The organism is Streptomyces pathocidini (genome assembly GCF_001418495.1).
Classification (GTDB): Bacteria; Actinomycetota; Actinomycetes; order Streptomycetales; family Streptomycetaceae; genus Streptomyces; species Streptomyces pathocidini.
In genome coordinates, this window is sequence record NZ_LIQY01000129.1 from 1 (window position 1) to 23593 (window position 23593).

General features: G+C 68.0%; 24 protein-coding genes and 1 tRNA gene. 9 read left to right on the top strand and 16 right to left on the bottom strand.

What is annotated here, in order from left to right; translation table 11 throughout:
• Nucleotides 1–680 precede the first annotated feature (680 nt).
• The 3 genes from AOK16_RS08005 to AOK16_RS08015 all read left to right on the top strand — a co-directional run bounded on the left by AOK16_RS08005 (nt 681) and on the right by AOK16_RS08015 (nt 2890).
• Complete coding sequence (locus AOK16_RS08005; protein ID WP_055471537.1) at nt 681–2048, top strand: GlxA family transcriptional regulator; 1368 nt, start codon at nt 681–683, stop codon at nt 2046–2048.
• 5 nt (nt 2049–2053) lie between these two features.
• On the top strand, nt 2054–2725 hold the full coding sequence (orn, locus tag AOK16_RS08010) for an oligoribonuclease (RefSeq protein WP_055471538.1): 672 nt from the start codon (nt 2054–2056) through the stop codon (nt 2723–2725).
• Between the two features lie 103 nt (nt 2726–2828).
• Nucleotides 2829–2890, top strand: a tRNA-Thr gene (locus AOK16_RS08015).
• 87 nt (nt 2891–2977) lie between these two features.
• Here AOK16_RS08015 and AOK16_RS08020 read toward each other — a convergent pair.
• From AOK16_RS08020 to AOK16_RS08065, 10 genes are all read right to left on the bottom strand, one after another.
• The gene (locus AOK16_RS08020; protein WP_055471539.1) at nt 2978–4129 is read right to left on the bottom strand and encodes a site-specific integrase; all 1152 of its coding nucleotides are present in this window, start codon (nt 4127–4129) and stop codon (nt 2978–2980) included.
• On the bottom strand, nt 4129–4311 hold the full coding sequence (locus AOK16_RS08025; protein WP_055471540.1) for a helix-turn-helix domain-containing protein: 183 nt from the start codon (nt 4309–4311) through the stop codon (nt 4129–4131). The genes AOK16_RS08020 and AOK16_RS08025 overlap by 1 nt, the downstream gene beginning before the upstream one ends.
• The gene (locus AOK16_RS08030) at nt 4301–5599 is read right to left on the bottom strand and encodes a replication initiator (protein ID WP_079101175.1); all 1299 of its coding nucleotides are present in this window, start codon (nt 5597–5599) and stop codon (nt 4301–4303) included. Before AOK16_RS08030 ends, AOK16_RS08025 begins: the two co-directional genes overlap by 11 nt.
• A 155-nt stretch (nt 5600–5754) precedes the next feature.
• The gene (locus AOK16_RS08035) at nt 5755–6003 is read right to left on the bottom strand and encodes a hypothetical protein (RefSeq protein ID WP_055471541.1); all 249 of its coding nucleotides are present in this window, start codon (nt 6001–6003) and stop codon (nt 5755–5757) included.
• 25 nt (nt 6004–6028) lie between these two features.
• Nucleotides 6029–6223 carry a hypothetical protein gene (locus AOK16_RS08040; protein ID WP_055471542.1) on the bottom strand — a complete coding sequence of 65 codons (195 nt, stop codon included), beginning with the start codon at nt 6221–6223 and terminating at the stop codon, nt 6029–6031.
• 13 nt (nt 6224–6236) lie between these two features.
• Complete coding sequence (locus AOK16_RS08045; RefSeq protein ID WP_055471543.1) at nt 6237–6428, bottom strand: mobile element transfer protein; 192 nt, start codon at nt 6426–6428, stop codon at nt 6237–6239.
• 11 nt (nt 6429–6439) lie between these two features.
• Complete coding sequence (locus tag AOK16_RS08050; protein WP_055471544.1) at nt 6440–7042, bottom strand: DUF2637 domain-containing protein; 603 nt, start codon at nt 7040–7042, stop codon at nt 6440–6442.
• Nucleotides 7043–7106: 64 nt separating this feature from the next.
• Nucleotides 7107–8483, bottom strand: a complete 1377-nt coding sequence (locus AOK16_RS08055; RefSeq protein ID WP_055471545.1) for an FtsK/SpoIIIE domain-containing protein — start codon at nt 8481–8483, stop codon at nt 7107–7109.
• Nucleotides 8483–8836 carry an SCO3933 family regulatory protein gene (locus tag AOK16_RS08060; protein WP_055471546.1) on the bottom strand — a complete coding sequence of 118 codons (354 nt, stop codon included), beginning with the start codon at nt 8834–8836 and terminating at the stop codon, nt 8483–8485. The genes AOK16_RS08055 and AOK16_RS08060 overlap by 1 nt, the downstream gene beginning before the upstream one ends.
• Before the next feature lie 154 nt (nt 8837–8990).
• Nucleotides 8991–9782: a GntR family transcriptional regulator gene (locus tag AOK16_RS08065; protein ID WP_055471547.1), complete on the bottom strand. Its 792-nt coding sequence runs from the start codon at nt 9780–9782 to the stop codon at nt 8991–8993.
• 85 nt (nt 9783–9867) lie between these two features.
• Here AOK16_RS08065 and AOK16_RS08070 point away from each other — a divergent pair, with 85 nt between their 5' ends.
• Genes AOK16_RS08070 through AOK16_RS08080 form a run of 3 tightly spaced genes read left to right on the top strand, consistent with a single transcriptional unit; the run spans nt 9868 to nt 11115 of the window.
• Nucleotides 9868–10299, top strand: coding sequence for an NUDIX hydrolase (locus AOK16_RS08070; protein ID WP_055471548.1), 432 nt, complete (start codon nt 9868–9870; stop codon nt 10297–10299).
• A 46-nt stretch (nt 10300–10345) separates the two neighbouring features.
• Nucleotides 10346–10771, top strand: coding sequence for an ATP-binding protein (locus tag AOK16_RS08075; RefSeq protein ID WP_055471549.1), 426 nt, complete (start codon nt 10346–10348; stop codon nt 10769–10771).
• Nucleotides 10768–11115, top strand: coding sequence for a hypothetical protein (locus AOK16_RS08080; RefSeq protein ID WP_055471550.1), 348 nt, complete (start codon nt 10768–10770; stop codon nt 11113–11115). The genes AOK16_RS08075 and AOK16_RS08080 overlap by 4 nt, the downstream gene beginning before the upstream one ends.
• A gap of 565 nt (nt 11116–11680) precedes the next feature.
• On the opposite strand, the gene AOK16_RS27100 is transcribed toward AOK16_RS08080, so the two are convergent.
• Complete coding sequence (locus tag AOK16_RS27100) at nt 11681–14023, bottom strand: tetratricopeptide repeat protein (protein WP_157859144.1); 2343 nt, start codon at nt 14021–14023, stop codon at nt 11681–11683.
• Between the two features lie 1012 nt (nt 14024–15035).
• Nucleotides 15036–15365 carry a hypothetical protein gene (locus AOK16_RS08090; protein ID WP_055471552.1) on the bottom strand — a complete coding sequence of 110 codons (330 nt, stop codon included), beginning with the start codon at nt 15363–15365 and terminating at the stop codon, nt 15036–15038.
• A gap of 911 nt (nt 15366–16276) precedes the next feature.
• Here AOK16_RS08090 and AOK16_RS28060 point away from each other — a divergent pair.
• Nucleotides 16277–16636, top strand: a complete 360-nt coding sequence (locus AOK16_RS28060) for a hypothetical protein (protein ID WP_240483448.1) — start codon at nt 16277–16279, stop codon at nt 16634–16636.
• A 320-nt stretch (nt 16637–16956) separates the two neighbouring features.
• On the opposite strand, the gene AOK16_RS08100 is transcribed toward AOK16_RS28060, so the two are convergent.
• Nucleotides 16957–17958 carry a sugar kinase gene (locus tag AOK16_RS08100; RefSeq protein WP_276202481.1) on the bottom strand — a complete coding sequence of 334 codons (1002 nt, stop codon included), beginning with the start codon at nt 17956–17958 and terminating at the stop codon, nt 16957–16959.
• Complete coding sequence (locus AOK16_RS08105) at nt 17955–18575, bottom strand: bifunctional 4-hydroxy-2-oxoglutarate aldolase/2-dehydro-3-deoxy-phosphogluconate aldolase (protein WP_055471553.1); 621 nt, start codon at nt 18573–18575, stop codon at nt 17955–17957. The genes AOK16_RS08100 and AOK16_RS08105 overlap by 4 nt, the downstream gene beginning before the upstream one ends.
• Nucleotides 18576–18782: 207 nt before the next feature.
• Between AOK16_RS08105 and AOK16_RS08110 the strand changes: the two genes are divergently transcribed.
• Nucleotides 18783–20969: an alpha-galactosidase gene (locus AOK16_RS08110; RefSeq protein ID WP_055471554.1), complete on the top strand. Its 2187-nt coding sequence runs from the start codon at nt 18783–18785 to the stop codon at nt 20967–20969.
• Nucleotides 20966–21448 (top strand): GNAT family N-acetyltransferase, encoded by a 483-nt coding sequence (locus AOK16_RS08115; protein WP_055471555.1) that lies wholly within the window; start codon nt 20966–20968, stop codon nt 21446–21448. The genes AOK16_RS08110 and AOK16_RS08115 overlap by 4 nt, the downstream gene beginning before the upstream one ends.
• Before the next feature lie 50 nt (nt 21449–21498).
• On the opposite strand, the gene AOK16_RS08120 is transcribed toward AOK16_RS08115, so the two are convergent.
• Nucleotides 21499–21996, bottom strand: a complete 498-nt coding sequence (locus AOK16_RS08120) for a hypothetical protein (protein WP_055471556.1) — start codon at nt 21994–21996, stop codon at nt 21499–21501.
• Nucleotides 21997–22276: 280 nt separating this feature from the next.
• Nucleotides 22277–23362: an S-(hydroxymethyl)mycothiol dehydrogenase gene (locus AOK16_RS08125; protein ID WP_055471557.1), complete on the bottom strand. Its 1086-nt coding sequence runs from the start codon at nt 23360–23362 to the stop codon at nt 22277–22279.
• Nucleotides 23363–23593 lie beyond the last annotated feature (231 nt).

Consider the following 23593-nt stretch of genomic DNA (forward strand, 5'->3'; position numbering starts at 1 on the left):
GGGCAGAGCCGGGGGGATAGTCCGGGAATCATCTTCCCAAGCCCTTACCCACAAGGGTACGGCGACACTCCCCGCCTGCCCAGGGCCCGTCCGCTGTAGCGGGCGGGGCGGTGCGGCAGCCGTAGAACGACTTCACGGGAGCATGCCGGAGCCACGCCCGTAGCGCAATGCCCCAACAGGCGGAGGGGTGCTGACGGTCCGTGCCCGGCCGGTAACGGGCGCGCTCCCGGCGCGCACCGCGGCCGGATGGCGCCTACGGCGCGGAGTTCGGCGTCGCGCGCTGGGGGCGCACGCCGGTTGATGAGGGGGTTCACCAGCCGAAGACCGAAGCTTTTCAGCCAACTTCACATCACCGCAAGAGCCTTGCGAAGATGGCCCTCGCGTCGCACCCGACCTGCGTACGACCTGCGCGGAAAGGGGCGATCGGGGCTCACGCACCCTACGGCGACGGGCCAGGGGCGCGAGGCGCACTTCCCAGTGCGGCCTCCGAGTGCGACGCTTCGTGATCGAATGCTTCACGCCAAGTTGTCATGTCGACATACCGGCGGGTGGTGAACTTGCCACGTCGACCTCAGGCGACACAGTAGATTCGATCTTGGCCATCACGGCGGGGGACTTGCAGCACCGAGGGGAAACGTGCAGGACCGAGAGGACGCGACCACCGAGGGGGGCTTAGTGCCATGAGCCAGGACGCCACGACCGTACCGGAGGCCGCGCGGAAACTTTCCGGACGCCGCCGCCGGGAGATCGTCGCAGTACTGCTCTTCAGCGGCGGCCCCATCTTCGAAAGCTCCATCCCGCTTTCCGTGTTCGGCATCGACCGCCAGGACGCCGGGGTTCCCCGGTACCGGCTTCTGGTGTGTGCCGGGGAGGACACGCCGCTACGCACCACCGGGGGACTCGAACTGACCGCACCGCACGGCCTGGAGGCGCTGGCCCGGGCCGGCACCGTGGTCGTACCGGCCTGGCGCTCGATCACTTCGCCGCCACCGCCGGAAGCACTGGACGCGCTGCGCCGGGCGCACGAAGAGGGCGCGCGGATCGTCGGGTTGTGCACCGGGGCGTTCGTACTGGCCGCGGCCGGCCTGCTGGACGGCCGGCCCGCGACAACGCACTGGATGTACGCGCCGACGCTCGCCAAGCGCTATCCGTCGGTCCATGTGGACCCGCGCGAGCTGTTCGTGGACGACGGCGATGTGCTGACCTCCGCCGGGACCGCGGCAGGCATCGACCTGTGCCTGCACGTGGTGCGCACCGACCACGGCGCCGAGGCGGCCGGGGCGCTGGCCCGCCGCCTCGTAGTGCCGGCGCGCCGCACCGGAGGCCAGGAGCGCTATCTGGACAGGTCTTTACCAGAGGAGATCGGCGCCGACCCGCTCGCCGAGGTCGTCGCCTGGGCGCTGGAGCACCTCCACGAGCAGTTCGACGTGGAGACCCTGGCGGCCCGTGCCTATATGAGCCGGCGCACCTTCGACCGCCGGTTCCGGTCACTGACCGGAAGCGCCCCGCTGCAGTGGCTGATCACCCAGCGGGTGCTCCAGGCACAGCGGCTGCTGGAGACCTCGGACTACTCGGTGGACGAGGTCGCCGGGCGCTGCGGCTTCCGCTCGCCGGTCGCCCTGCGCGGCCACTTCCGGCGGCAGCTGGGGTCCTCCCCCGCGGCCTACCGGGCGGCCTACCGGGCGCGGCGGCCGCAGAGCGGCGGCCCGGAGCGGCCTGAGCGGGTCGACCGGCAGGAGCGGGCCGAGCGCCACGAGCGGCCGGAGATCGCCGAGCAGCGCGGGCCGTCCGAGCCGGTCGCGGCGGTGCCGCTGCGCAGATCGGCGCACGGGTACGGGTCCATAGGGGGCCCGGGCTGCGGCCCGGGTGTGACCAGTGGTTCCCCTGGGACCGGTGGTGGCCACGGCCTGCCCGGCGGACCGGGCGCGGGCTTCGATCCGGGCCGGCAGGACGCCGACACGTACGCCCTGCGCCTGCCGGAGCAGGGCGGAAGCCGCATTCCCGGGCGTACGTCGGTGCCCGGTCAGCGGGACCGCCCCGTAGGGTGAGACATATGAACGATCGCATGGTGTGGATCGACTGCGAGATGACCGGGCTCTCGCTGTCGGATGACGCGCTCATCGAGGTGGCCGCGCTGGTCACCGACTCGGAGCTGAACGTGCTCGGCGAGGGGGTGGACATCGTGGTCCGCCCGCCCGCCGAGGCGCTCACGACCATGCCCGAGGTGGTGCGCCAGATGCACACCGCCTCCGGGCTGCTCGACGAGCTGGACAGCGGCACGACGCTGGAGGACGCCGAGCAGCAGGTGCTGGCGTACGTACGGCAGCACGTGCCGGAGCGCGGCAAGGCCCCGCTGTGCGGCAACTCCGTCGGTACGGACCGGGGCTTCCTGCTCCGGGACATGCCGACGCTGGAGGACCACCTGCACTACCGGATCGTGGACGTGTCCTCGATCAAGGAGCTGGCCCGGCGGTGGTACCCGCGGGTGTACTTCAACAGCCCCGAGAAGAACGGCAACCACCGGGCGCTCGCCGACATCCGGGAGAGCATCGCCGAGCTCCGCTACTACCGGGAGGCGCTCTTCGTCTCGCAGCCGGGTCCCGACTCGGAGACGGCGAAGAGGGTCGCGGCGAAGTACGTGCTCCCGGCGGAAGGTGGCGCTCGGCGCCCGGCGCCGTCCGCGGAGGCCCCCGCCGGGGCCTCCGCGGAGCCCGCGGCCCAGTAGCGGCGCTCGCTCCCGGCCCACCGGAACGCCGGGAGCGAGCATCGCTCCGGACCCTGTACACTTTTCCTCGGCCGATGCGAAAAGCACCGGTCATGGTGGGTATAGCTCAGCTGGTAGAGCACCGCTCTTGTAAAGCGAAGGTCGTCGGTTCGAACCCGACAGTCGGCTCTTGGCCGCCAGCAGGCAGAACGCCCCGAACCATGATCGGTTCGGGGCGTTCTGACATCCACGGCTGACATCAACGGGGCTGGATCATCCCCGGTCGGCCCGCCTCTTCAGCAGCCGGTCCATGTGGCTGATCGCTTCCCGCTGGCTGTCCTGCGCCACGTGCGTGTAGACGTCCATGGTCATGCTGATCTGGCTGTGCCCCAGGATCTCCATCAGCACTCGGGGCGGGACGCCGGCGGCGGTCAGCAGGGTCGCGCAGCCGTGCCGGGCGTCGTGCAGCCGGATCGCGCGGAGACCGGCCGACGTGGTGAGCCGGGCGAACGAGCGGTTGAGATTGCGGGGTTCGATCGGCCGGCCGGTGCGGGTCGTGAAGACCAGCCCGGTCCGCTCCAGTTCGGTCTTTCGCTTGCTCGCGGCTGCTGCCTCCCGGAACCGGTGCCAGCGCAGAGCGGCCACGCAGATCAGCGGCAGTGGCACGGGACGGGCCTTACCGGTCTTTGTGGTGCTCTGGTACAGCTTCCCGTCGATCCGCTGCACCTGATTGCTGATGCGGATCACGCGGTCGTCCAGGTCGACATCGGTCCAGCGCAGCCCCAGAACTTCACCACGCCGCAGGCCCATGGCGATGGCGAGGACGAACGCCGCGTAGAGCGGGTCGCGCCGGGCCTCCTCCAGGAACGTCAGCGTCTCGTCCAGCGTCCAGGGGCTCGTCTCCCGGCTCTTCACCTTCGGTGCCTCCACGAGCGATGCGACGTTGCGGGTGATGAGGTCCTCACGGCATGCGGCCGTGAGCGCGGTGCGCAGGACGCGGTGGGCCTCTTTGGCCGTGGCCGGGGTGGTCTTGCGACTCAACGCGGCGAGGAAAGCCCGGACATCCCGAGGCCCCAGGGCCTCCAAACGCTTTGAGCCGATCATGGGCACGAGGTACAGCCGGACGTGCATCGCGTACTTGCTGTACGTGGTCGGCTTCCGGTTCGGCTTGATCACGTTCTCCAGCCAGTACGGCAGCCACTCCGCGAGCTTCGCCGAACGGGTCGGCACGGGTACGCCGCTGTCGACCTTGGCCAGCAAGTCACGCCGCTTGGCGTCGCATTCGGCCCAGGTCTTGCCGTACGCGAACTTGCGGGCCCGGGTGCCGTCCGGCTGGAGCACGTAGACCGCGCACTGGTAGCGGCCGTCCTTGCGCTTGGTGATGGTGCCCGCGCCGTTGGGGTTGCGTTTGCGCTGCTGTGCCATCAGGCGGCCACCTCGGCGATCTGGTCGGCGATGAACTGGTGGAGGGAGGAGATCGGCACGCGGCGGGACCGGCCGATCGTGATGGAGACGAGGCGATGGGAACGGATCAGGTCGTAGACCGTGGAGCGGCTGAGCTTCAGCCGGGCCATGACCTCGGGGATGGTCAGCAGTTCATCGGGCATGGGTCGGTTCTCCTTCCGTTCCGGGGGCGGGTTCGAGGGATGCGGCGAGCCAGGCTTCGGCGGAGGAGAGGCCGGTTCCGGCGAATACCCAGTGCGCGAGGACGTACGTCGTGTCGGGCTCAGGACCGTTGGCCACTGCGGCTTGTGCGCGGCGCCATTCGGCGCGGGCGTCGCGGAGTGCGCCGAGGGTGGTGGAGTAGCGGCGGGACTTGGTGGAGAAGTGGCCGCGGAAGCCGAGCATGTGGGCCCAGGCGCGGAGCCGTAGATTCTCCAGGTCCTTGCGGGCGCCGAGCGTCCAGGCGGTTCGGATGAGGCGGCGGGCATGGTCGCTGATATCGAGCTGGGCGAGTTCGGCCAGGAACTTCAGGGGCCGGTCGAGTGCACCCGTCGCTGTTTCGGCGCCCTTGGTGGCGTACTTGGCGATGTAGGCGGCAACGGCGCGTTCGGTCAGCTCCTGGCCGCCGTCGAACTCGGCGCTGCGGATGGTGCGTACGTCGAGTTGGCGGCCGAAGGTGAAGCTGTGCGCGTATCCGTCGATGACCGGGCCGTCCACGCGGGCCTTGACGGTCGCGGTGTTGATGGCGTCGGTCAGTAGCTCGGCGGTTGCCCAGGACGGGGGCGGGGAGTCGCCACCGTCAGGGCCGTCGAGGCGGATGACGGCGTGGAAGTGGACGGCGCCGCGCTTCTGGTACTCGGCGACCTTGGCGAAAGACACACGCGCGTGCTGCCGGAAAGCGCGTTGGGAGAGCCCGGCCCGCCTGGCGACCTCACGGCGCAGGTAGATCGAGAAGCGCCGCCACAGCATCCCGGCATGGGCGTTCCACAGCACCGCCGCCTCGTAGTCGTACGAGTTGGGGTCGAGCGGTGCGCCGAGTGCGGCGGCGTCCTGGCCGTGGCGGATTCCGCACCGGCACTTACGCACTGAACCGGCCGGGCCGGTCGGGCGGTTGTGCACGGGGCCGAAGCTGGGCGCCGTGAGGGTGGCGAAGACGCGCGGGTGGGCGGCAACTTGCTCCGGGATGCCCTTGCCACCGCGCAGGCCCGAGGTGATCAGGTGGAAGGTGTCGCGCCGGTAGACCTCGGCGCAGGCGGGGCAGCGGGTCGTACGGCGGTTGTTGCAGCGGACGAGGAGCTGACCGGCAGGGAGGGCGGCGGAGTCGACGTGGCGGAGGACGGGGCCGATCTCGCCGGTCCGGATGTTCACGTCGTACTCGGTGCGGTGGCCGTCGAGCCGGATCGGGTGGGTGCAGCCGCCGAGTCCGGAGAGTTGGCGCAGGAGGTCCGGCAGCGTGCCGCCGGAGGCGAGCTTGCCGAGTTCGGGCAGCGGAGGGGGAGTGGCGCGGGTGATGATGGCTGTCTCCTTCGGCTTGGGTCAGAGGGGAAGCGGCTCCCGGGGCGGCGGATGCTTGGCGGTATCGAGGCCGCCTCGGGGAGCTGGCCGCGTCAGCGGCGGTGGCGGTCGTCGCGGAGCAGGGAGCGCAGGACCACGGCAGCCACGGCCACGGAGATGGCCGAGACGGCGACGGCGACCAGGAGCGCGGTCAGGACCACGCCACCGGTGATCACGGCTGCGACCGCACCGGCGCTGATGCCGATTGAGGGGGCGACGTAGCGCACGGGCGACGGATCGGCCGGTACGGGGGTGTGGGTGGGCGACGGTGTCGGGCTGTCCGGGTACTTGGGCAGGAGCACGGCGAACTTCCTCTCATCTACTCGTCTAGTCGTGTTGGTCGTTAACGATGTCCACGCCGGAACGCGTACCGGACTCGATGGCCGGGGCCATGAACGTGTGGGAGAGCCAGAAGCCGAACAGTGCGATCACGACGACGATCCAGGTGCGGACGCCCAGGAACTTGATCGCTCCCCAGGTGACGAGACCGAGGATGACGACGAGCGGCAGGCTGACGGTCACGAGGCAGGTCCTTTCAGCGCACGGGGCAACGATGGGTACGGGCGGCCAACTCGGCTGCGGCACGGCTGTCGTAGTCGGCCGAGAAGCCGCAGCGGGGTGCCGTGCAGGCGGCGGTGTGCTTCTCACGGCCCCGGCCGTCGTACGACGATCCGACCTGGACAGGGCCGATACGAGTGACGGCGCGGAAGCGGCGGTTGGGGGTCACGGGGTCTCCTCTCAGAGGTGGGCGGCGATTGCTTCGGCCATGGGCGCCGGGACGCCGAGCCGTGCCCGCAGGGTCGGGGTGTCGATGGAGGCGCCGGTGCGTGTCCGATGCTCGGCGGCGACCTTGCGTGCGTGCTCCACGAGCGCGGCGGGGACCGGTGCGGTTGGCTGCTTCGCAGGCTCTGGAGCGGCCGTTGGCTCTGGGGCAGGGTCGGCCGCGTTCTCCACGTCCACGGCGGTTGGAGCGGTCGTCGGCGCGGAGTGGGCCAGCAAGGTTCCGCCGAGGAAGGCGACGGCTGGCCAGCCCGCGACGAGAATGCGCAGCCAGGCCGGCACGTTGGTCATGTCGAGCAGGCCCGCGGTGGCCACGTTGGCACCGAGCGATGCGACCAGGGCGACCAAGAACCAGCACCAGCCAGCCGTCTTGGCCTGCCCGGACCGCAGGCGTCGCCAGGCCGCGACGAGCAGCAGGTCGACCGAGACGGGGTAGGCCCAGGCTTTCCATCCGTCCTGCCCGGCCGCCGAGGCGAGGTCGTGCAGGTGCGCGAAGGACAGCGCGGCGGCGATGACAGCCTGCACGAGTACCGCGTCGATACGAGCCAGTTGGGCGCGCATGGGGCGCCTCCTTCCGGATTCAGGCATGGGAGGGGTAGGGCAATGGCGCATGGGGCGGTGAGGATCAGCCGGTCACCGGGCGCGGCTTGACCAACGGGACCGGTGTGTCGCCCTGCTGCACTGGCACGGCAGGTCGGAAGTGCTCCAGAGCAGGAAGCTCCGGAACGAAGTGGGCGGACTCCCGGCAGCGGTTGGCAGCCTCCCCGAGAGACAGGTACGGCGTACGGATCCGGGACCAGCCGCCCGAGGTGTCACCGGCCACGGCCAGGCCGGGCCGTTCGGGGGCGATGGCGCAGGCGGCGGAGACGGCTTCCGGTGCGATGTCGCCGAGCGCCATCTTGGCCGACGCCTCGTCGTTGACCCGGTGGCAGACCCGGCCGGTCAACTGGGCGCGCAGCATAGTTGCGCCCTTGCCCAGTTCGGCGCCGAACCGCTGCCCGCACACCTCCAGGTAGATCCCGGCGGCGCGGCCGAGCTGGGCGAGCCGGATGAACTGGGTAACCATCTCGTCCCGCCGCTCTTCCTCCTTGCGCGTCGCGACGAGGAACAGTTCCGCCACCTCGTCGACGAACAGCACGATCGGCACCGGTCGTTCGTCTTCGGGGAGGCCCCAGACATCGGAAGTGATCTCCTCGGCCGGGGTACCGGGCGTGATGCCCTGCCGAGCTTTGATCAGGTCGTATCGGTCCTCCATTTCCTTGATGAGCGCAGGCAATAGCTCGGCCGCCTGATCAGGATCAGTCGCCAGCGCCGACAGCCGAGCGGCGAACGGAGCCAGTTCCACACCTCGCTTGCAGTCGATGCCCACCAAGGCGACCGGTTGCCGAGCGAGTCCGGTGACCAGGTGCCGTAGGTACATGGACTTGCCCGACAGCGTTGCGCCGAGCGTGAGTTGGTGTGGAATGGTCCGGTAGTCGCGTACGAAGGCGGTGGCGTCCTCGCGCAGTGCCACCGGCACCTTGAGGAACTCGCCCCCTGCCGCGCGCGGCATACGGACCCGCCTCAGTACGTCGAATCCCACGAGCCGCAGTTCCACCACACCCGGCTTGACCGTCGACACGTACACGGCGTGAACTCCCCAGGCGTGCCGCAGGCGTTCGGCCGAAGCCGCCACGTCGGCGGGTTCCTGGCCGGGCGCCAGCCGCAGCCGGAGCCGGAGTCCGGTCGAGGTCGGCCGGATGACGCCTCGGCGTGGCGGCACTGGCCGCACCTCGCGGCGGGTGGTGGCCTTGACCGCCAGTGCGCGGAGCCGGGAGGGAGCCACCGTAAGTCCGCACGCCTCCATCACCGAGCCGTAGGAACTCAGCAGCCGGGCCGTGGATATCGGCAGGCCGACCGCCGACCAGTAGACGCCCGGGTGACGAGCCCGGGTGTAGGCGGCCCCACCGCCGAGCGCGGCGAGGGGGCCACCAACCTCCAGCACAGTCGCCAGGTTCGTCATCAGGCAGCCTCGGCGGAGGCCGGGAACGCGGCCGGGGTGACGGCGGCGGCCCGGAACGCGATGCCGTGCCGCTGCTGGCCGTTGAAGACGGTCTCCCAGGGCCGGGCCACCAGCCCGGGAAGGGAGATCGCCGAGCCGAGTGCCAGCCCTTCGGTCACGCCGCTCTCCGGAACGGTGACCTTGATCAGCGAGGACTCGCCGTCCTCGATGTAGACGACGCCGATGGTCATCAGCGTCTCGCCGCTGACAGCGTCCTTGGCGACCTCGCCGGTCTGCCGGTCCCTGACCTTGGGCTCGGGCGCTTCGGTGAGCAGGATCGTCGCGGCCGAGCTCTCCACACGAATGGTACGCAAGATTTCTCCCCATCTACTCGTCTAGACAAGATGTGTGATGCGAACCCGATCTCCGGGAACGTCAACCACCTTGCCACACAACTTGCCCACTCGTCTATACGAGTATGCGTGTCGGGGTGTACGAGTCCGGGGAAATGGCCTCGCGCACCGCCGATCACGTCGCCGGGAGCTGGTACGAGAGCACGTACGCGTCCGCCGCCATCACCGTGTCGCAGACCTCCACCGCACGCCCTTCGGTGTCGTACGCGGTGCGGATGAGGTGGATCACCGGCACACCGGCGGCTAGGCGGAGCGTCTTCACCTCGGCGGGGGAGGGCATCCGGGCCCGGATCTCCTCGTCGAAGTGGTCGAGGTGGTGGCCCAGTTCTTCAAGTCGGGCGTAGATGCCGCCGGGGCCGGGGTTCGGCTGGGCGATGGGGGTGTTCCGGGCCAGGTCGAGCGGGAGATAGGAGGTGGCGAACTCGACCGGCCGGCCGTCGAGCAGGTAGCGGCGACGACGGGCGAGCACCCGGCGTACGGAGCCGAGGCGGGCGGACATGTCGTGGCTGGCCCGCTCTTCCTTGACCTCCAGGCTGTCCACCTCCGGCTTGCTGCCGGCCGCGTCCGCCTCCACGATGAACGCCGACTTGCCCTGCTCGCGGTGGCGCCGGGAGAACCGGTCGGAGGCAAGTCGTCGCACCGGAGGGCGTGGCCGTACGAAGACCCCTCGCCCGTGCTCGGAGTGCACGAGCCCTTCGCCCTGGAGGATGGAGAAGGAGTTGCGGACCGTCATCCGGGAGACCCCGTAGTGCTCGACGAGATCCGCTTCGGACGGCAGCTTCTCGCCTTCCTTGAAGCGCCCCTTGTCGATCGCCTCGCGCAGCTGGTCGGCAATCTGCCGGAACACCGCGCGGTCGCTCGTCGGGTCGAGCGCGCCGAGCAGGCCGACCGGGATTGAAGAGGTCACCTGTGTACTCCTTTAGGTATCTAGACGAGTGGCCGAGTTCTGTTGCTACGGTGGAGAGCCTAGCCATCCGAGAGGGCCGAGGAACGTGACCACTGACCGCCCACACTCCGTAAGCGTCGCAGGAGTGATCGTCGACGACCAGGGCCGTGCCCTGCTGATCCAGCGTCGCGACAACGGCCAGTGGGAGCCCCCGGGCGGCGTCCTCGAACGTGAGGAGACCATCCCCGAGGCGCTTCAGCGCGAAGTCCTCGAAGAAACCGGAATCAAGATCGCGCTTCCTGCGACGCTGACCGGCGTCTACAAGAACATGAAGGGCTTGATCGTCTCGCTGGTCTTCCGCTGCGAAGCCGCCGACGGTACGCCCGCCACGGGTGTCGAGACACGCGCGCTGCGTTGGGCCACCCGCGATGAAGTAGCCGAACTCGCCGACGAGGCGTACGCGATCCGCGTCCTGGACGCGATGGACGCCGCGTCCCCGCCGGCCGTGCGTGCGCACGACGGCGTCAAACTCGTATAGCCCGAACCCGCTGCACATGGCGGCCTACCAGCACGAAGGAACTTGTATGCACGAGTATACGAGCACCGCCCGGGTCTGGGGACTCACTTGCCCAGGTTTTCCGGAAGAGGTCAGCCGGGCCCGCCGCTGGACCCGGGACATCCTTCGCGGCTCACCTCTTGCCGAGGACGCCGAACTGATCGTGAGCGAGCTGAGCGCGAACGCGATCCTCCACACGGCGAGCGGTGAGGCGTGCGGCAGCTTCCATTTGGCGCTCGCGGTCTCCCCACAGGTGGTCGCCCTCTCGGTCACGGACGCCGGAGGCACGAGCACCGCGCCGAAGGCCGGGCACCCGGACAGGGATGCCGTACACGGCAGGGGACTTGGGATGGTCAGCGCGCTCGCGCACCGCGTGGTGGTCCACGAGACCTTGGGCGGCCACACGGTGACGGCGGAACTCTTCACGGGCGGCGCCGTTGGAGGGCGGTCGTGACGACACCGGCACCATTCGAGGGCTTACCTTCAGCCGGGCAGCAACCCGCCTACCAGTGCTGGGCCACCGCGTACCCACTGCACGGACTCTGCCCGATCCTGCTCGGGGCCAGCACCGCTGCGACTCCGCGACTCGCCTTGCGCTGGCTCCGCGACCGGACGGGCCACATCACTGACCAGCTCGACGCGCCGTACGCGCAGCCGGGGCGCCACTGGCTCTGGGACGAGGCCGACCATGAACGGGCCCTTACGTACCTGGCGGCCGGTAGGGCCTACCAGTTGACCCTGCACGACGAGAGCGCGCAGTACGTCCTCGTGGTCTACCCATCGGGTACGGCATGGTGAGTGAACCCACCCGTGGCTACTGGTGCGAATGCTGGACTGAGGGCCTCACATCGGGGACGAGTGGGCTCGTACTCCTCGCATCGTTCGACGCGCACTCAGCCACACAGGCGGTCCGATGGATCGCGGTAGCACTCCGCACGATCACATCAGCGCTCGATCCGTCGGCATCAGCAGAGGCATGGTCCTGGCTCGACAAGGGCCGTACGACCACGACCAAATCCCTACTCCACGGCGAGCCTTGCGCGGTATCGATCAACACCCGTGGCACCCGCATCACATGGACAGCCCGCCCAGCACTCTTCCTGTCACTCGCGAACCGCCGGGCTGCCGAACTCCCAACCTGCACAGAGCGATTCCAACCCCACCCGGGCTTCTGAGTTACAACTTTCTCTACTGGTTCAAGGCGGCTCGCTCCGCTCACCGCGCGCGGCACGGCCCTCGGCCGGGCCTGCGCTCCTGTCTCCGCCCCGCTCCAGCCCGGCCAAGGGCCGGGCCGCGCTCAAAGCATGCAGCCACCTAATGCCAGATAAGAGGTACGTCTCGGCCGGGGCGGTCGGCCGACCCTCTACTTAGAATCAGGCACCGCGAATGACAACTCGGAAATTAGCCGCCTAACGATAAGGAGATCACCTTCGGCTTGACCTTGGGAAAATACGACGGACGCCTTCTCTAGATTATCAATCGCCTCGACAGGGCGCTCAGAAATTCCGTAAAGCCTGCCGAGATTAGCATAGACGTAGCCAGCATCAATCAAAGAACCGAAGGGAGATAGGATATTCAAGGACTCGTGGAAGTCAGCAGCAGCTCGTTCAAGGTCTCCCATATCTGTATAGAGCAGGCCGCGCTGGTTGAGTGCCCGAGCCTTACCAACGACATCATCGACAGATTCATGGACAGCCAGAGACTCGTTGATTGCATCGAGAGCTCCGTCCAAATCACCGTTGGCTCGCAGTGCGTATGACAAATTAATCAGGGTGTGCCCCGCTACGCCTAGCAAATTTAGCTCTTCCAAAAGCTCGGAAGCCCTTTTTTGGGCTGTCACAGCCTCGTCATAGCATCCCACTTCCAGGAGTGTACTACCCATATGCGAAAGGGCGCGAGCTTCACTCTCGGTTGCACCAGCGTCCCTAAAAAGACGTACAGATTCCCGGTGCAGCTCAATTGCTTTCTCTGTGTTTCCCAATTCGCGAAGTGCACTGGCAGAATTATCCGAAGCTCTGGCGAAGCCTAGACTATCTTGCCGATCCGCGAATAGCACTGCCGCCTCCGAGTGGGCATCCAAAGCACCCTGAAAATCGCGACCCTGGAAAAGCGCATTACCCATATTATTAAGATATTTGGCCAGCCTTTCCCCGTCTCCCATTTCTCGCGCAATACTCACAGCCTCACGATGATATGAGATAGCTGAGGGAATCTGATGAAGTTCTCGGCACGCCATTCCGAGGCTATCTAGGGCATTAGCCTCAAACTCCAAATTTTCAGTACCTCTAAGGATCATGAGCGACGCCTTCATGACGTCTTTCCAGTCATTGAACAAACGTCGAATGTCCAAGTACCTTGCGAGCCTATGGGGAATCTCGGCAGCGTACCCCAATAGTCCAGGCTGATTGGCGCTCAAGTGCACGGTGGCAATCAGATTTCGATACTCTGAGTCAAACCACCCAAGAGCATCTTCGCGAGACGCAAATAAGCCTCCTTCTCCTGCGCCCTCAAGTACGCCGGTAGCCGCTCGTGAACATTCCAGGTAAAAATCGAAAAGGTGCAGGACGGCATCCTCTTGTCCGGGAATTTCTGCCACTTCTTCGAGGGCATAGAGCCTGACAAGATCGTGTAGCCGCCAGCGGCCCCAAGTAGGTCCCTGCACAACCAAGTGGGCCCGACTAAGGCCCAGTAGAATCTCTTCCACCTCACGCTCTGATACGTCTATCAAACGGGCAGCTGCCGCCGTTGATGTATCAACGCCCGGACTAAAAGAGATGAATCCGAGTGCCCGCTTTTCGGGTTCGGTCAAGAGCGCATACGACAATTCGAAGGCGGCTCGGACGGCCCTTTCTTCTCGATGCAAAGCATCTATTCGGCTGTGGGCATTCTTCAAAGAGTCCACGAGAGAGGTGATTGGACGCATGGGAGAGTCTGCGAGTATGGCCGCACATATTTGCAAGGCAAGCGGCAAATAGCCGCATAGCCGCGACAACTCGTGTGCGCTCTCGATCTCCCGATCAATCCTCGTGTCCTCTACACCCCGCGTGACTCTCAATGCGTTCCGAAGTAAATCGACGGAGGAATCAGAGTCGAGCTCTTGCAGTTCGTGTATACGGGCGCCGATATTTAGCGTGTGGCGGGATGTAACAAGGGTTAAATTGAGGCCATCCGAAGGGAGCAAAGGGCTAACTTGCTCAACAGAGGAAGCGTTGTCAATCAAGACGAGAATAGGGCATCCCGCTTCAGCATATGCCGCCAGAATTGACCGGTAGAGTCGAATTCTGTTCTGGAGATCTCCTGGAATTACCTCTTCAGGTACACCTATTGCCTGCAGAAGGCTGATCAATGCCCGGTCCTGAGAAAGGCGACGCTGTTCGTCATATCCAAACAGGTCTATGAATAGAACACCGCCAGGAAAGCGGCCTCTGCGTAGAACCTCGTATGCGACCTGGCTAATAAGCTCTGTCTTGCCGACACCTCCTAGTCCAGACACGAGATGAATAGCGTTCCTTGTAGCACTTTCGCCAGCATGTTCGATATCACCCAATAGGGCATCGACATGCTCGTCCCTGCCAGTAAATACAGGGGACCTACCGGGCAGGCCAGCGAGAGCAGGCTGAATCGCCCTGGGCAATTGCAGAGTGATGTCTCGACCCTGAATCACCGCATGAAAGAATAGCCCATCCCGGATTTCATTAGAGGTCATGCCGGAATCCCCCTGTACCCACTCCTATACGGCTCTTTGGTGCATGCTAGTTTTGACTTGACCCATTGAAGTTGATCCCAGAGAAATCGCGCCCCTGCAAAACTGGGCCATTCTGGGATCCGCCGCTAATGGTATTGTTTGTTTCTCCGTCGCCCGTGCGCAAAGCTTGTGCTTGTTGATGCCATTGCATCAAGCCAGCACGGAAAGGTTCATCGCGTTCAGCTCGCCGTGTTAGGGATTCGCTAAGGACTCGCGCACGATCCAAATCATTTGACGACTCTGCGAAGAGAGCGAGTTCAGATTCTCCATGATTTGAGGATATGGCGTCGGGTTGAGTTGGTGCGTCTCCGGGCCTGCTCCGCACTAGCCCTGTCAATCCTTCCCAAAGTTGCTTCCCTGCCTCTCCTGCGGCCCCAGTCGCGATTGCTACGAGGAGCCCCGCCGAGATCGGATCCATGTGCTTCCTCCTGTCGAAGACGGAAATTTCATGGTCCCAGAACGCCAAGCTCGATGGAGCGAAACCCTCAGAACGATGTGGTGCATGCGATTGACTAGCTGACCGACCTCGGGGCGACAGCGTGGTTGAAACTGGCAGGAGTGCAGCGAGACGTACGCGCGCTAGTCCAAGTTGCTTCGGGACAAAAAGGTCATCTCCCCAGGTCTGACCGCCTCGCTTCCACCGGCGCGGCCTGATCTGATCGACCGCATGGCAGCGTGGCTGAGGCCAGTGGGGGTGCGCGAGGCACACGCGAGCGTGATCGGTCGACACACCCGCCATCGTGGCTGACGGTCGTCGGATGAGGCTCAGACACTCCGAGTCCCAGCTCCGTCTGTGGACGTTCGAGGCAAAGAGACTGTGCCATTCGCGTGCCAGGTCGTGTGGGGAACCGCGGGGAACAGCGGAGACCGTCTAAGGGTGCGATCAGGACTCCAACACCGCTCCGTCGCAGGTCAGCGGAGCATTCGCCGCCGAAGGCCCCAAGCTTCCCAAGCTCAGGTCTTGACGTGTCGCTCAAGGTGAGGGCGTGAAGCCGGCGGAAAGGTCCAGGCTGAACGGCGAGCCCGGAGCCGTTGGTGTCCAGCCCTCGCGAAGAGCAAGCTGGATGGCCTGGGCCACGTCGGATGGCAGTACGGGCTGGGCCTCACGTCCGAACCAGTTGCTCGGGTGCGGCTGATCGGTCACGACGACGAGCGTTGTCCCGGGGACGTCCGCGTGTTCAACCGCGTATGCGCACGGTGTCCAGGCAAGCGCTTGGAAGTAGGTCGGCCTGCGTCGCAGCCGCCAGCGGTAGGCGATGCCGTCGACGACGATGCGCCGGGATCCCTTGCGGCCCAGTGTCATGGCTCCTCCTCGACATGGAGAATGCTAGCCAGCCAAGCCCGCCCGAGCGTCTCAGTTTCCGTCTCATTCAGCCCCGTTCACGGCCGTTCAACGAGGACCGCTCCCCGGCTTCGCCCCACGGGCCAACCGCCCATGAACCCAGGTGAACGCCCCCGAACGACGCCCACCACCCCACCAACACAGTTGAAAAGCGTGTTGGGCGTCGCACGCAGTCACACGCCGCGCAGTACAGCAGCCCCGCGACTGGCCCATTCTGACGGCAACCCCAGAAGCACGAAGACACACAAGGAGAGTTCATGGCAGAGAAGGGAGCGGCGATCCGTGCCGTGGCGCAGCTTGCTGATCGCGTGCACTGGGTGCGGGAGTGGCCCGACAAGCCGACCTGGCGCGACCGGCTTCGTCGATACGCCTACCCCGAGTTCTACCGTTTCGACCAGACCGCAACCCCACCCGGGCCTTGGGTCGACCGGCCAGCCGGGGCCTTTGAGCGGACGGGTTGGCGTATCCGAGCGGCGTATGTCGGATCCGACATAGCCTTCGAGGTCGAGTACGTGGTCTGCGATCTGTGCGAGATCGGTTGGGTCGAATCGCCCTACACCTATGAGGGCTATACGCGTTGTGGCCTCGCCTCATCCGCTCTTCGCTCTCTGCGTCGCGCGTACCCGGGAGTCCAATGGCACACGGGAGGTGGGCACTTTCGTGAGTCGGAGCCCTTCTGGGAGTCCGTCAGCGTGGGCGTTCCCGGCAGCTACACCCGGCGGAAGAGGTGTCACCACGTGGAACCCGGGCGGGCGCCGTGAGCACGAGCGCAGGGTGTAGAAAGCCCCCGGAGCCGTGTGCCACCTCGGCGTTGGATGGTGAGGCCGAGTGTCGCTGACATCCATGGCTGACATCAACGGTGGCGGACGCGCGTGGATTTCAGCGGTGCGCTATGGAGCGGCGGCACCGCCGGTGGCATGGCTGGCCAGCGGCGGGCCTGTGCGCTGATCGAACTTGTAAAGCGAAGGTCGTCGGTTCGAACCCGACAGTCGGCTCTTGGATTCAGCGGATGCGACGCCCCGGACGATGATCGTCCGGGGCGTTTTCGTGTGCCGGCCTGGTTCCGCCTCAGGTTGCCGGGAACCGGGGTCGAGACCCGCGCGCTGCGCTGGGCCACCCGCGACGAAGTTGCCGAACTCGCCGACGAGGCATACGCGATCCGATTCTTGGACGCGATGGACGCCGCGTTCCCGCCGGCCGTGCGTGCGCACGACGGCGTCAAACTCGTATAGCCCGAACCCGCTGCACATGGCGGCCTACCAGCACGAGGAACTTGTGGCCTGAACAGCTAGATTCAGATATTCATGATTCCATGAAGACGATGACGGCACGTAGGAACGGTTTCCCGGTCTACTTATGTACAGGCATCAGTGTGCGTAAGTTTGCCATCGTGCCTCGGCCGATCCGGCGGCTGACCTCCGCTCTGGCCGCAGGGTGTCACCGTTGAGGGACGCCCTCGCTGCGAGGGTTGGACGCCGAGGGTTGGACACCGGCTGGTCGTGCTGACGACCAACCCGAGATCAATGCTCAGACGTGGCCTGGAGGGGCAAGTTCAGCGGACCACCGTGCCCGGTTGGGCGGTCAGGAGGGGGAGTTCGGCGCGGGTCGGGGCGCCTTCCCAGTCGCCGGGGGTGGTTACCGCGAACGCGCCGGTCGTGATGGCGCGGTCCAGGCGGGCCTCGGCGGGCTCGCCGTCCAGCAGGGCCGAGAGGTAGCCCGCGCCGAAGGCGTCGCCGGCTCCCACCGGGTCCACCGCCCGTACCGCGCGGGCCGGGCGGTGCAGGGGGCCGCACTCGCCGCCTTCGGAGCCCGGGTGGACGCGGGCGCCCGCGGCGCCGAGCTTCACCACGACCTCTCCTACGCCCAGCTTCAGGAGGGTTTCTGCCATGGCGTTCTCCTGCCCCTCGGATCCTGGCGGGACGGCCAGGGGAAGTTCGTCGTCAGACGCGATCAGGGCGTCCACCCGCGGGGCCCATGCCCGCATCACCTCGGCCGCCTCCCTCGTACTCCACAACCGGGAGCGGAAGTTGATGTCGAGGCAGATGAAGGTGCCATGCTCCTCGGCTAGTTGCAGGGCTTGCTCGCAGGCCTCCCGCGCGGAGGGGCCCAGGGCGGGGGTGATGCCGGTCAGGTGCAGTACGTGGGGTGGGCGCGCGGCGAAGGCGCATTCCACGGCCTCCGGGGTGAGGCGTGAACCGGCGGATCCGGCGCGGTAGTAGTGCACGCGGGTCAGCTCGGGGAGCCGGGGCTCGAACAGGAGCAGGCCGGTCGGGGCTTCGGGGTCGAGGGAGGCGCCGGAGACGTCCACGCCCTCGGCGCGCAGCGTACGCAGGACGAGTTGCCCGGCCTCGTCGTCGCCGACCGCGCCTGCCCAGCGCACCTCGTGGCCGAGTCTGGCCAGGCCGATGGCCACGTTGCTCTCGGCGCCCGCGATCGAGACGTTCATCGAGCCGCCGAGCTTCAGGGGGCCGCTGCCGCGCAGGGCCACCATCGTCTCGCCGAAGGTCAGCACGCCGCCCTCGGGCGCGTTCAGGAGGGCTTGCGGGGTGCTCACGACGTCACCGCCCGGAATTCCGCGGCCCGTTGGCGCAGCGCGGTGAGGCTGCCGCCGTCGGCCGCGTCGCCGACCAGCGGTGATCCGACGCCGACCGCGGTCGCGCCCAGGGCCAGGTACTCCCCGGCGGCGGCCGCGTCCACCCCGCCGACCGGCACGAACGGCAGGTCGGGGAAGGGGGCGCGCAGCGCCTTCAGGTAGGCGGGGCCGCCGAAGTTCGCGGCGGGGAAGAGCTTCAGCGCGGTGGCGCCGGCCGCTCGGGCGGCGATCACCTCGGTCGGGGTGGCCACTCCGGCGAGTACGGGCAGTCCGCGGCGCACGGAGGCGTCGACTCCCGCGCCCAGTCCGGGGGTGACGATGAAGTTCGCCCCGGTGTCCGCTGCCGTCTCCGCGTCCTGTGCGGTGAGCACGGTTCCGGCGCCGAGCCAGGCGTCGGGGCCGAGTTCGGCCCGGGCACGGCGGATGACGCTGGCGGCTTCGGTCCCGCTGAGGGAGATCTCGACCAGCGCGATGCTTTCCTCGACCAGCGCGAGGACGGTTCGTAGCGAGGCGTCCGGGTCCTTGCCGCGCACGATGGCGACCAGCCGCTCGCGGCGCAGGGCGGCGGTGAAGTCCATGCTCTTCCTTCCGGGCGGGGGCGTCGGGCCTCACGCTACTGCCGGGGCGGGGCGCCGCCCTCGGCCGACCGCACGCTTCGTCGAGGCAGGCGGTTACGCGGAGTTATCCACAGGCCTTTCGCGGGTGCGTGATCTCTCGTAGAAATGACCTTGCCAGGCCGGCAGGGCAGGCCGGCCGGGCACGCCGAGCGAGCGAAAGGTCATGTCATGGGCAACAGGCAGTTCCGCGACCACCTCCATCTCCGATCCGAGGGCACGAGCCTGCTGCTGGACTGCACGGGGGACCGGCTGCCACGTGTGCTGCACTGGGGCGCCGACCTCGGGGAGTTGACCGGCGCCGCTCTCACCGCGGTCGCGACGGCAGCAGCCGAGACTCAGCTCATGTCCGGAACGGTCGACATCCCCGTAGAGGTCGGGGTGTTGCCCGAGCTCTCCGCGGGCTGGCTCGGCACGCCAGGACTCTCCGGCCACCGTGACGGCCGGGCCTTCTCCGCGGCCTTCTCCGTACGGGAGTTGGCCGCCTCGGCGGGGAACGGAGTCGTGGTCGACGCGACCGACAAGCAGGCCGGGCTGTCCCTGCGGCTGGAGCTGGAGCTGGAGCTGACCGCGTCCGGGCTCGTACGGCAGCGGGCCGCGCTCACCAACGACGGCGAGGGGACGTTCACCCTGGACGGGCTGCTGCTCGCGCTGCCCGTTCCCTCGCACGCCACCGAGCTGCTCGACCTCACCGGCCGCCATCTGCGCGAACGCGCCCCGCAGCGCCACGAGTTCACCGAGGGCACGCATCTGCGGGAGAACCGCAGGGGGCGTACGGGGGCGGACGCGACGCTGGTGCAGGTCGCGGGCGAGCGCGGATTCGGCTTCCGCACGGGCGAGGTGTGGGGGCTGCACGTGGCCTGGAGCGGCAACCACCGCTCGCTCGCCGAGCGGACCAGCGGCGGCGTCTCCCTGCTGGGCGGGGGCGAAACGCTGCTGCCCGGCGAGATCCGGCTGGCGCCCGGCGCCTCGTACGAGAGCCCGTGGATCTACGGGTCCTACGGGCGCGGGCTGGACGAGCTGGCCGGGCGCTTCCACGGGTACCTGCGTGGGCGGGAGCACCACCCCGGCAGGCCGCGGCCCGTGACGCTCAACACCTGGGAGGCCGTGTACTTCCAGCAGGACCTGGACAAGCTCAAGGCGTTGGCGGACGCGGCTGCCGAGGTGGGAGCCGAGCGGTTCGTGCTGGACGACGGCTGGTTCCGGCACCGCCGAGACGACCGCGCGGGGCTGGGCGACTGGTATGTGGACGAGGGTGTCTGGCCCGAGGGCCTGCACCCGCTCGTGGCGCATGTGCGAGGGCTGGGGTTGGAGTTCGGGCTGTGGTTCGAACCAGAGATGATCAACCCCGACTCCGACCTGGCCCGCGCCCACCCTGAGTGGATCATGTCGACGGGCGGCCGCACCCCGCCCGAGCAGCGCCACCAGCAGGTCCTGGACGTCGGCCGGCCGGAGGCGTACGCGTATCTGCTGGAGCGGATCAGCGCTCTGGTGGCGGAGTACGCGATCGACTACCTGAAGTGGGACCACAACCGCGACCTGGTGGAGGCAGGTTCCGGGCCCGCGGGCGTTGCTGGAGTGCACGCCCAGACCGCCGCCGTCTACCGGCTCATGGACGAACTGCGCGCCCGCCACCCGGGGTTGGAGATCGAGTCCTGCTCGTCCGGCGGGGCCCGGATCGACCTGGGCGTGCTGGAGCGCACGGACCGGGTGTGGACCAGCGACTGCAACGACGCGCTGGAACGGCAGCAGATCCAGCGCTGGACCGGGCTGCTTCTGCCACCGGAGCTGATGGGCGCCCATGTCGGCCCGCCCGCGTCCCACACCACGGGCCGCACCCACACGCTCGATTTCCGGGCGGGGACGGCCTTCTTCGGGCACCTCGGCATCGAGTGGGACCTCACCGAGGCGAGCCGGGAGGACCGGGACCGGCTCGCCGAGTGGATCGCCGCCCACAAGGAGCTGAGGCCCCTGCTGCACGGCGGCACGGTCGTCCGCGGGGACCATCCCGACCCGGCGCTGTGGGTGCACGGCGTGGTGGCCCCCGACCGCTCCCGTGCCGTCTACGCGCTCGTGCAGACGGCGACCAGCCCGAACATCTCGCCGGGCAGGATCCGGCTGCCAGGCCTCGACGTTGCCGTCGGTTACCGCATATCTCCGCTGGCCCCGGGCGACCGCGGAGGGAGGTACGCGACGGAGCGGCTGTCCTGGTGGGGCGGGGGAGTTGAGCTGCCGGGACGGGTGCTGTCGACGCTCGGCATCCAGGCTCCCGCACTGTTCCCGGACAGCCTGCTGCTCATCGATGTCAGGGCCGTCAGGGATGCCGAGAACACTGCGAAGGAGGGAACGCGCCGATGATTCGCACCGCCACACCCGAGGACGTTCCCGAGATCGTGGCCATGATCCGCGAACTCGCCGAGTACGAGAAGGCACTGCACGAGGTGGAGGCGACGGAGGAGCACATCCACCGCGCCCTCTTCCGCGACAGCCCGGCGGCCTTCGCCCACATGGCGGAGACCGATGGCCGGACCGAGGGCTTCGCCCTCTGGTTCCTCAACTTCTCGACCTGGCGCGGTGAGCACGGCATATATCTGGAGGACCTCTACGTCCGCCCGGAGGCGCGCGGCCGCGGCCACGGCAAGGCGCTCCTGACCGAACTGGCCCGCATCTGCCGCGATCGCGGCTACACCCGCCTGGACTGGTCGGTCCTCGACTGGAACACCCCGTCCATCGACTTCTACCGCTCGCTCGGCGCGGTGCCGATGGACGAGTGGACGGGCTTCCGGCTGACGGGGGAGGCGCTGGACGGGCTGGGCGTACGGGCGGAGGGCCCGTAGGTGGAGGTCCCGTAGGAGAGAAAGGGGAGTATATGAGAGGAAGGTGAGCGCTAGATCCGGGGGAAGCGGGCCTGGAGGTCCCACAGGACGGGGTTCTGGGCGAGATCGTCGTGCATGTCGGTGAGGTCGGCGATCAGGTCGTGCAGGAAGTCGCGGGCCTCGCGGCGCAGCTCGGAGTGGCTGAAGCTGAGCGGCGGTTCGTCCTCCGGCAGCCAGTCGGCCGTGATGTCCACCCAGCCGAAGCGGCGCTCGAACCGGAGCCGGTCGGCCGACTCGGTGAAGTCCAGTTCGGCGTGGTGGCGGAGGTGCGAGCGGCTGCCGCGCGGATCGAGGTCGAGCTGCTCGACGATGTCGCACAGCGCCCACGCGAAGTCGAGTACGGGCACCCATCCCCAGGCTGTGGACAACTCGCGGTCCTCGGCGGTGTCGGCGAGGTACACATCGCCGCAGAACAGGTCGTGGCGCAAGGCGCGTACATCCGCCGTCCGGTAGTCCGTCTGCGGCGGATCCGGGAAGCGGTGGGAGAGGGCGTAGCCGAGGTCGATCACGTGGGGATGGTGTCATGGGCGGCGTGGCCCGGGCGGGCCCGGGCCCGCCCGCTGGTTGTCGCCGTCACAGCGCCCGGCGGCCCGGCGGCGACGATCCCGGGAGCGGGAGCGGGGCCCCGGGGCTCGCGGAGGCCGGTGCCCCCGCCGGGCTTTCGCTGAGCCCGCACCCCTCAGAACCCGAAGGGGCCGGTGGCCTCATGGCTGCCGGCCTCGCCCCGGGCGGCGTCGTCGGCCTGCCGACTCGACCACCGAGCCCTTCAGGATTCAGCCACCGAGTTCTTCAGAACTCGACCACCGAGCGCAGTACTTCGCCGCGGCCCATCTTCGCGAACGCCTCCTCGATGTCGTCGAGGCCGATCGTCTCGCTGACGAAGGCGTCCAGGTCCAGCCGCCCCTGCAGATACAGATCGATCAGCATCGGGAAGTCGCGGGACGGCAGGCAGTCGCCGTACCAGGAGGACTTCAGCGCGCCGCCGCGCCCGAAGACGTCCAGCAGCGGCAGCTCCAGCTTCATCTCGGGCGTGGGCACGCCGACGAGGACGACCGTGCCCGCGAGGTCGCGGGCGTAGAAGGCCTGGCTGTATGTCTCGGGGCGGCCCACCGCGTCGATGACGACATCCGCTCCGAACCCGCCGGTCAGCTCCTGGACGGCCTTGACCGCGTCCGCCGTACGGCCGTTGACGGTGTGGGTCGCGCCGAGTGAGCGGGCCAGTTCCAGCTTCCGGTCGTCCACGTCCACCGCGATGATCCTCGCGGCGCCCGCCAGCCGTGCCCCGGCGACGGCCGCGTTGCCGACCCCGCCGCAGCCGATCACCGCGACCGAGTCACCGCGCCCGACGTTGCCGGTGTTGATCGCCGCGCCGAGACCGGCCATCACGCCGCAGCCGAGCAGGCCGGCGGCGGCCGGGGAGGCGGCCGGGTCGACCTTCGTGCACTGCCCGGCCGCGACGAGCGTCTTCTCGGCGAAGGCGCCGATGCCGAGCGCGGGGGAGAGCGGGGTGCCGTCGGCCAGCGTCATGGGCTGGGCGGCGTTGTGCGTGGCGAAGCAGTACCACGGTCGGCCGCGCGTACAGGCACGGCACTGGCCGCACACCGCGCGCCAGTTGAGGATCACGAAGTCCCCGGGCGCCACCTCCGTGACACCCTCGCCGACCGACTCCACGACGCCCGCCGCCTCGTGGCCGAGCAGGAACGGGAACTCGTCGTTGATGCCGCCCTCCCGGTAGTGCAGGTCGGTGTGGCACACGCCGCACGCCCGCACCTTTACGACCGCTTCGCCCGGACCCGGGTCCGGCACCAACACCGTCTCGACCCGGACCGGCTCGCCCTTGCCCGAAGCCACTACACCGCGCACCTGTTGAGTCATGTCGATCAGCGTAGATCGGGTTGACCCGTAACAGAACGGTGCGCACCGGGGAGCGTGAGCGGTTCCAGGGTCATGTGGGGACGCTGGCGGCTTGCCGCCGCGCGGGCCCGTGGCGCGCGAGGCGCCCACGCGTCATACGGTCGCGCGAGAGGAGGGCTCGCGCATCGCACATCGCGTGAAGCCGAGCGCGCCACGGGCCGGACGGCGAGCGCGTCAGACGTTGACGCCGAA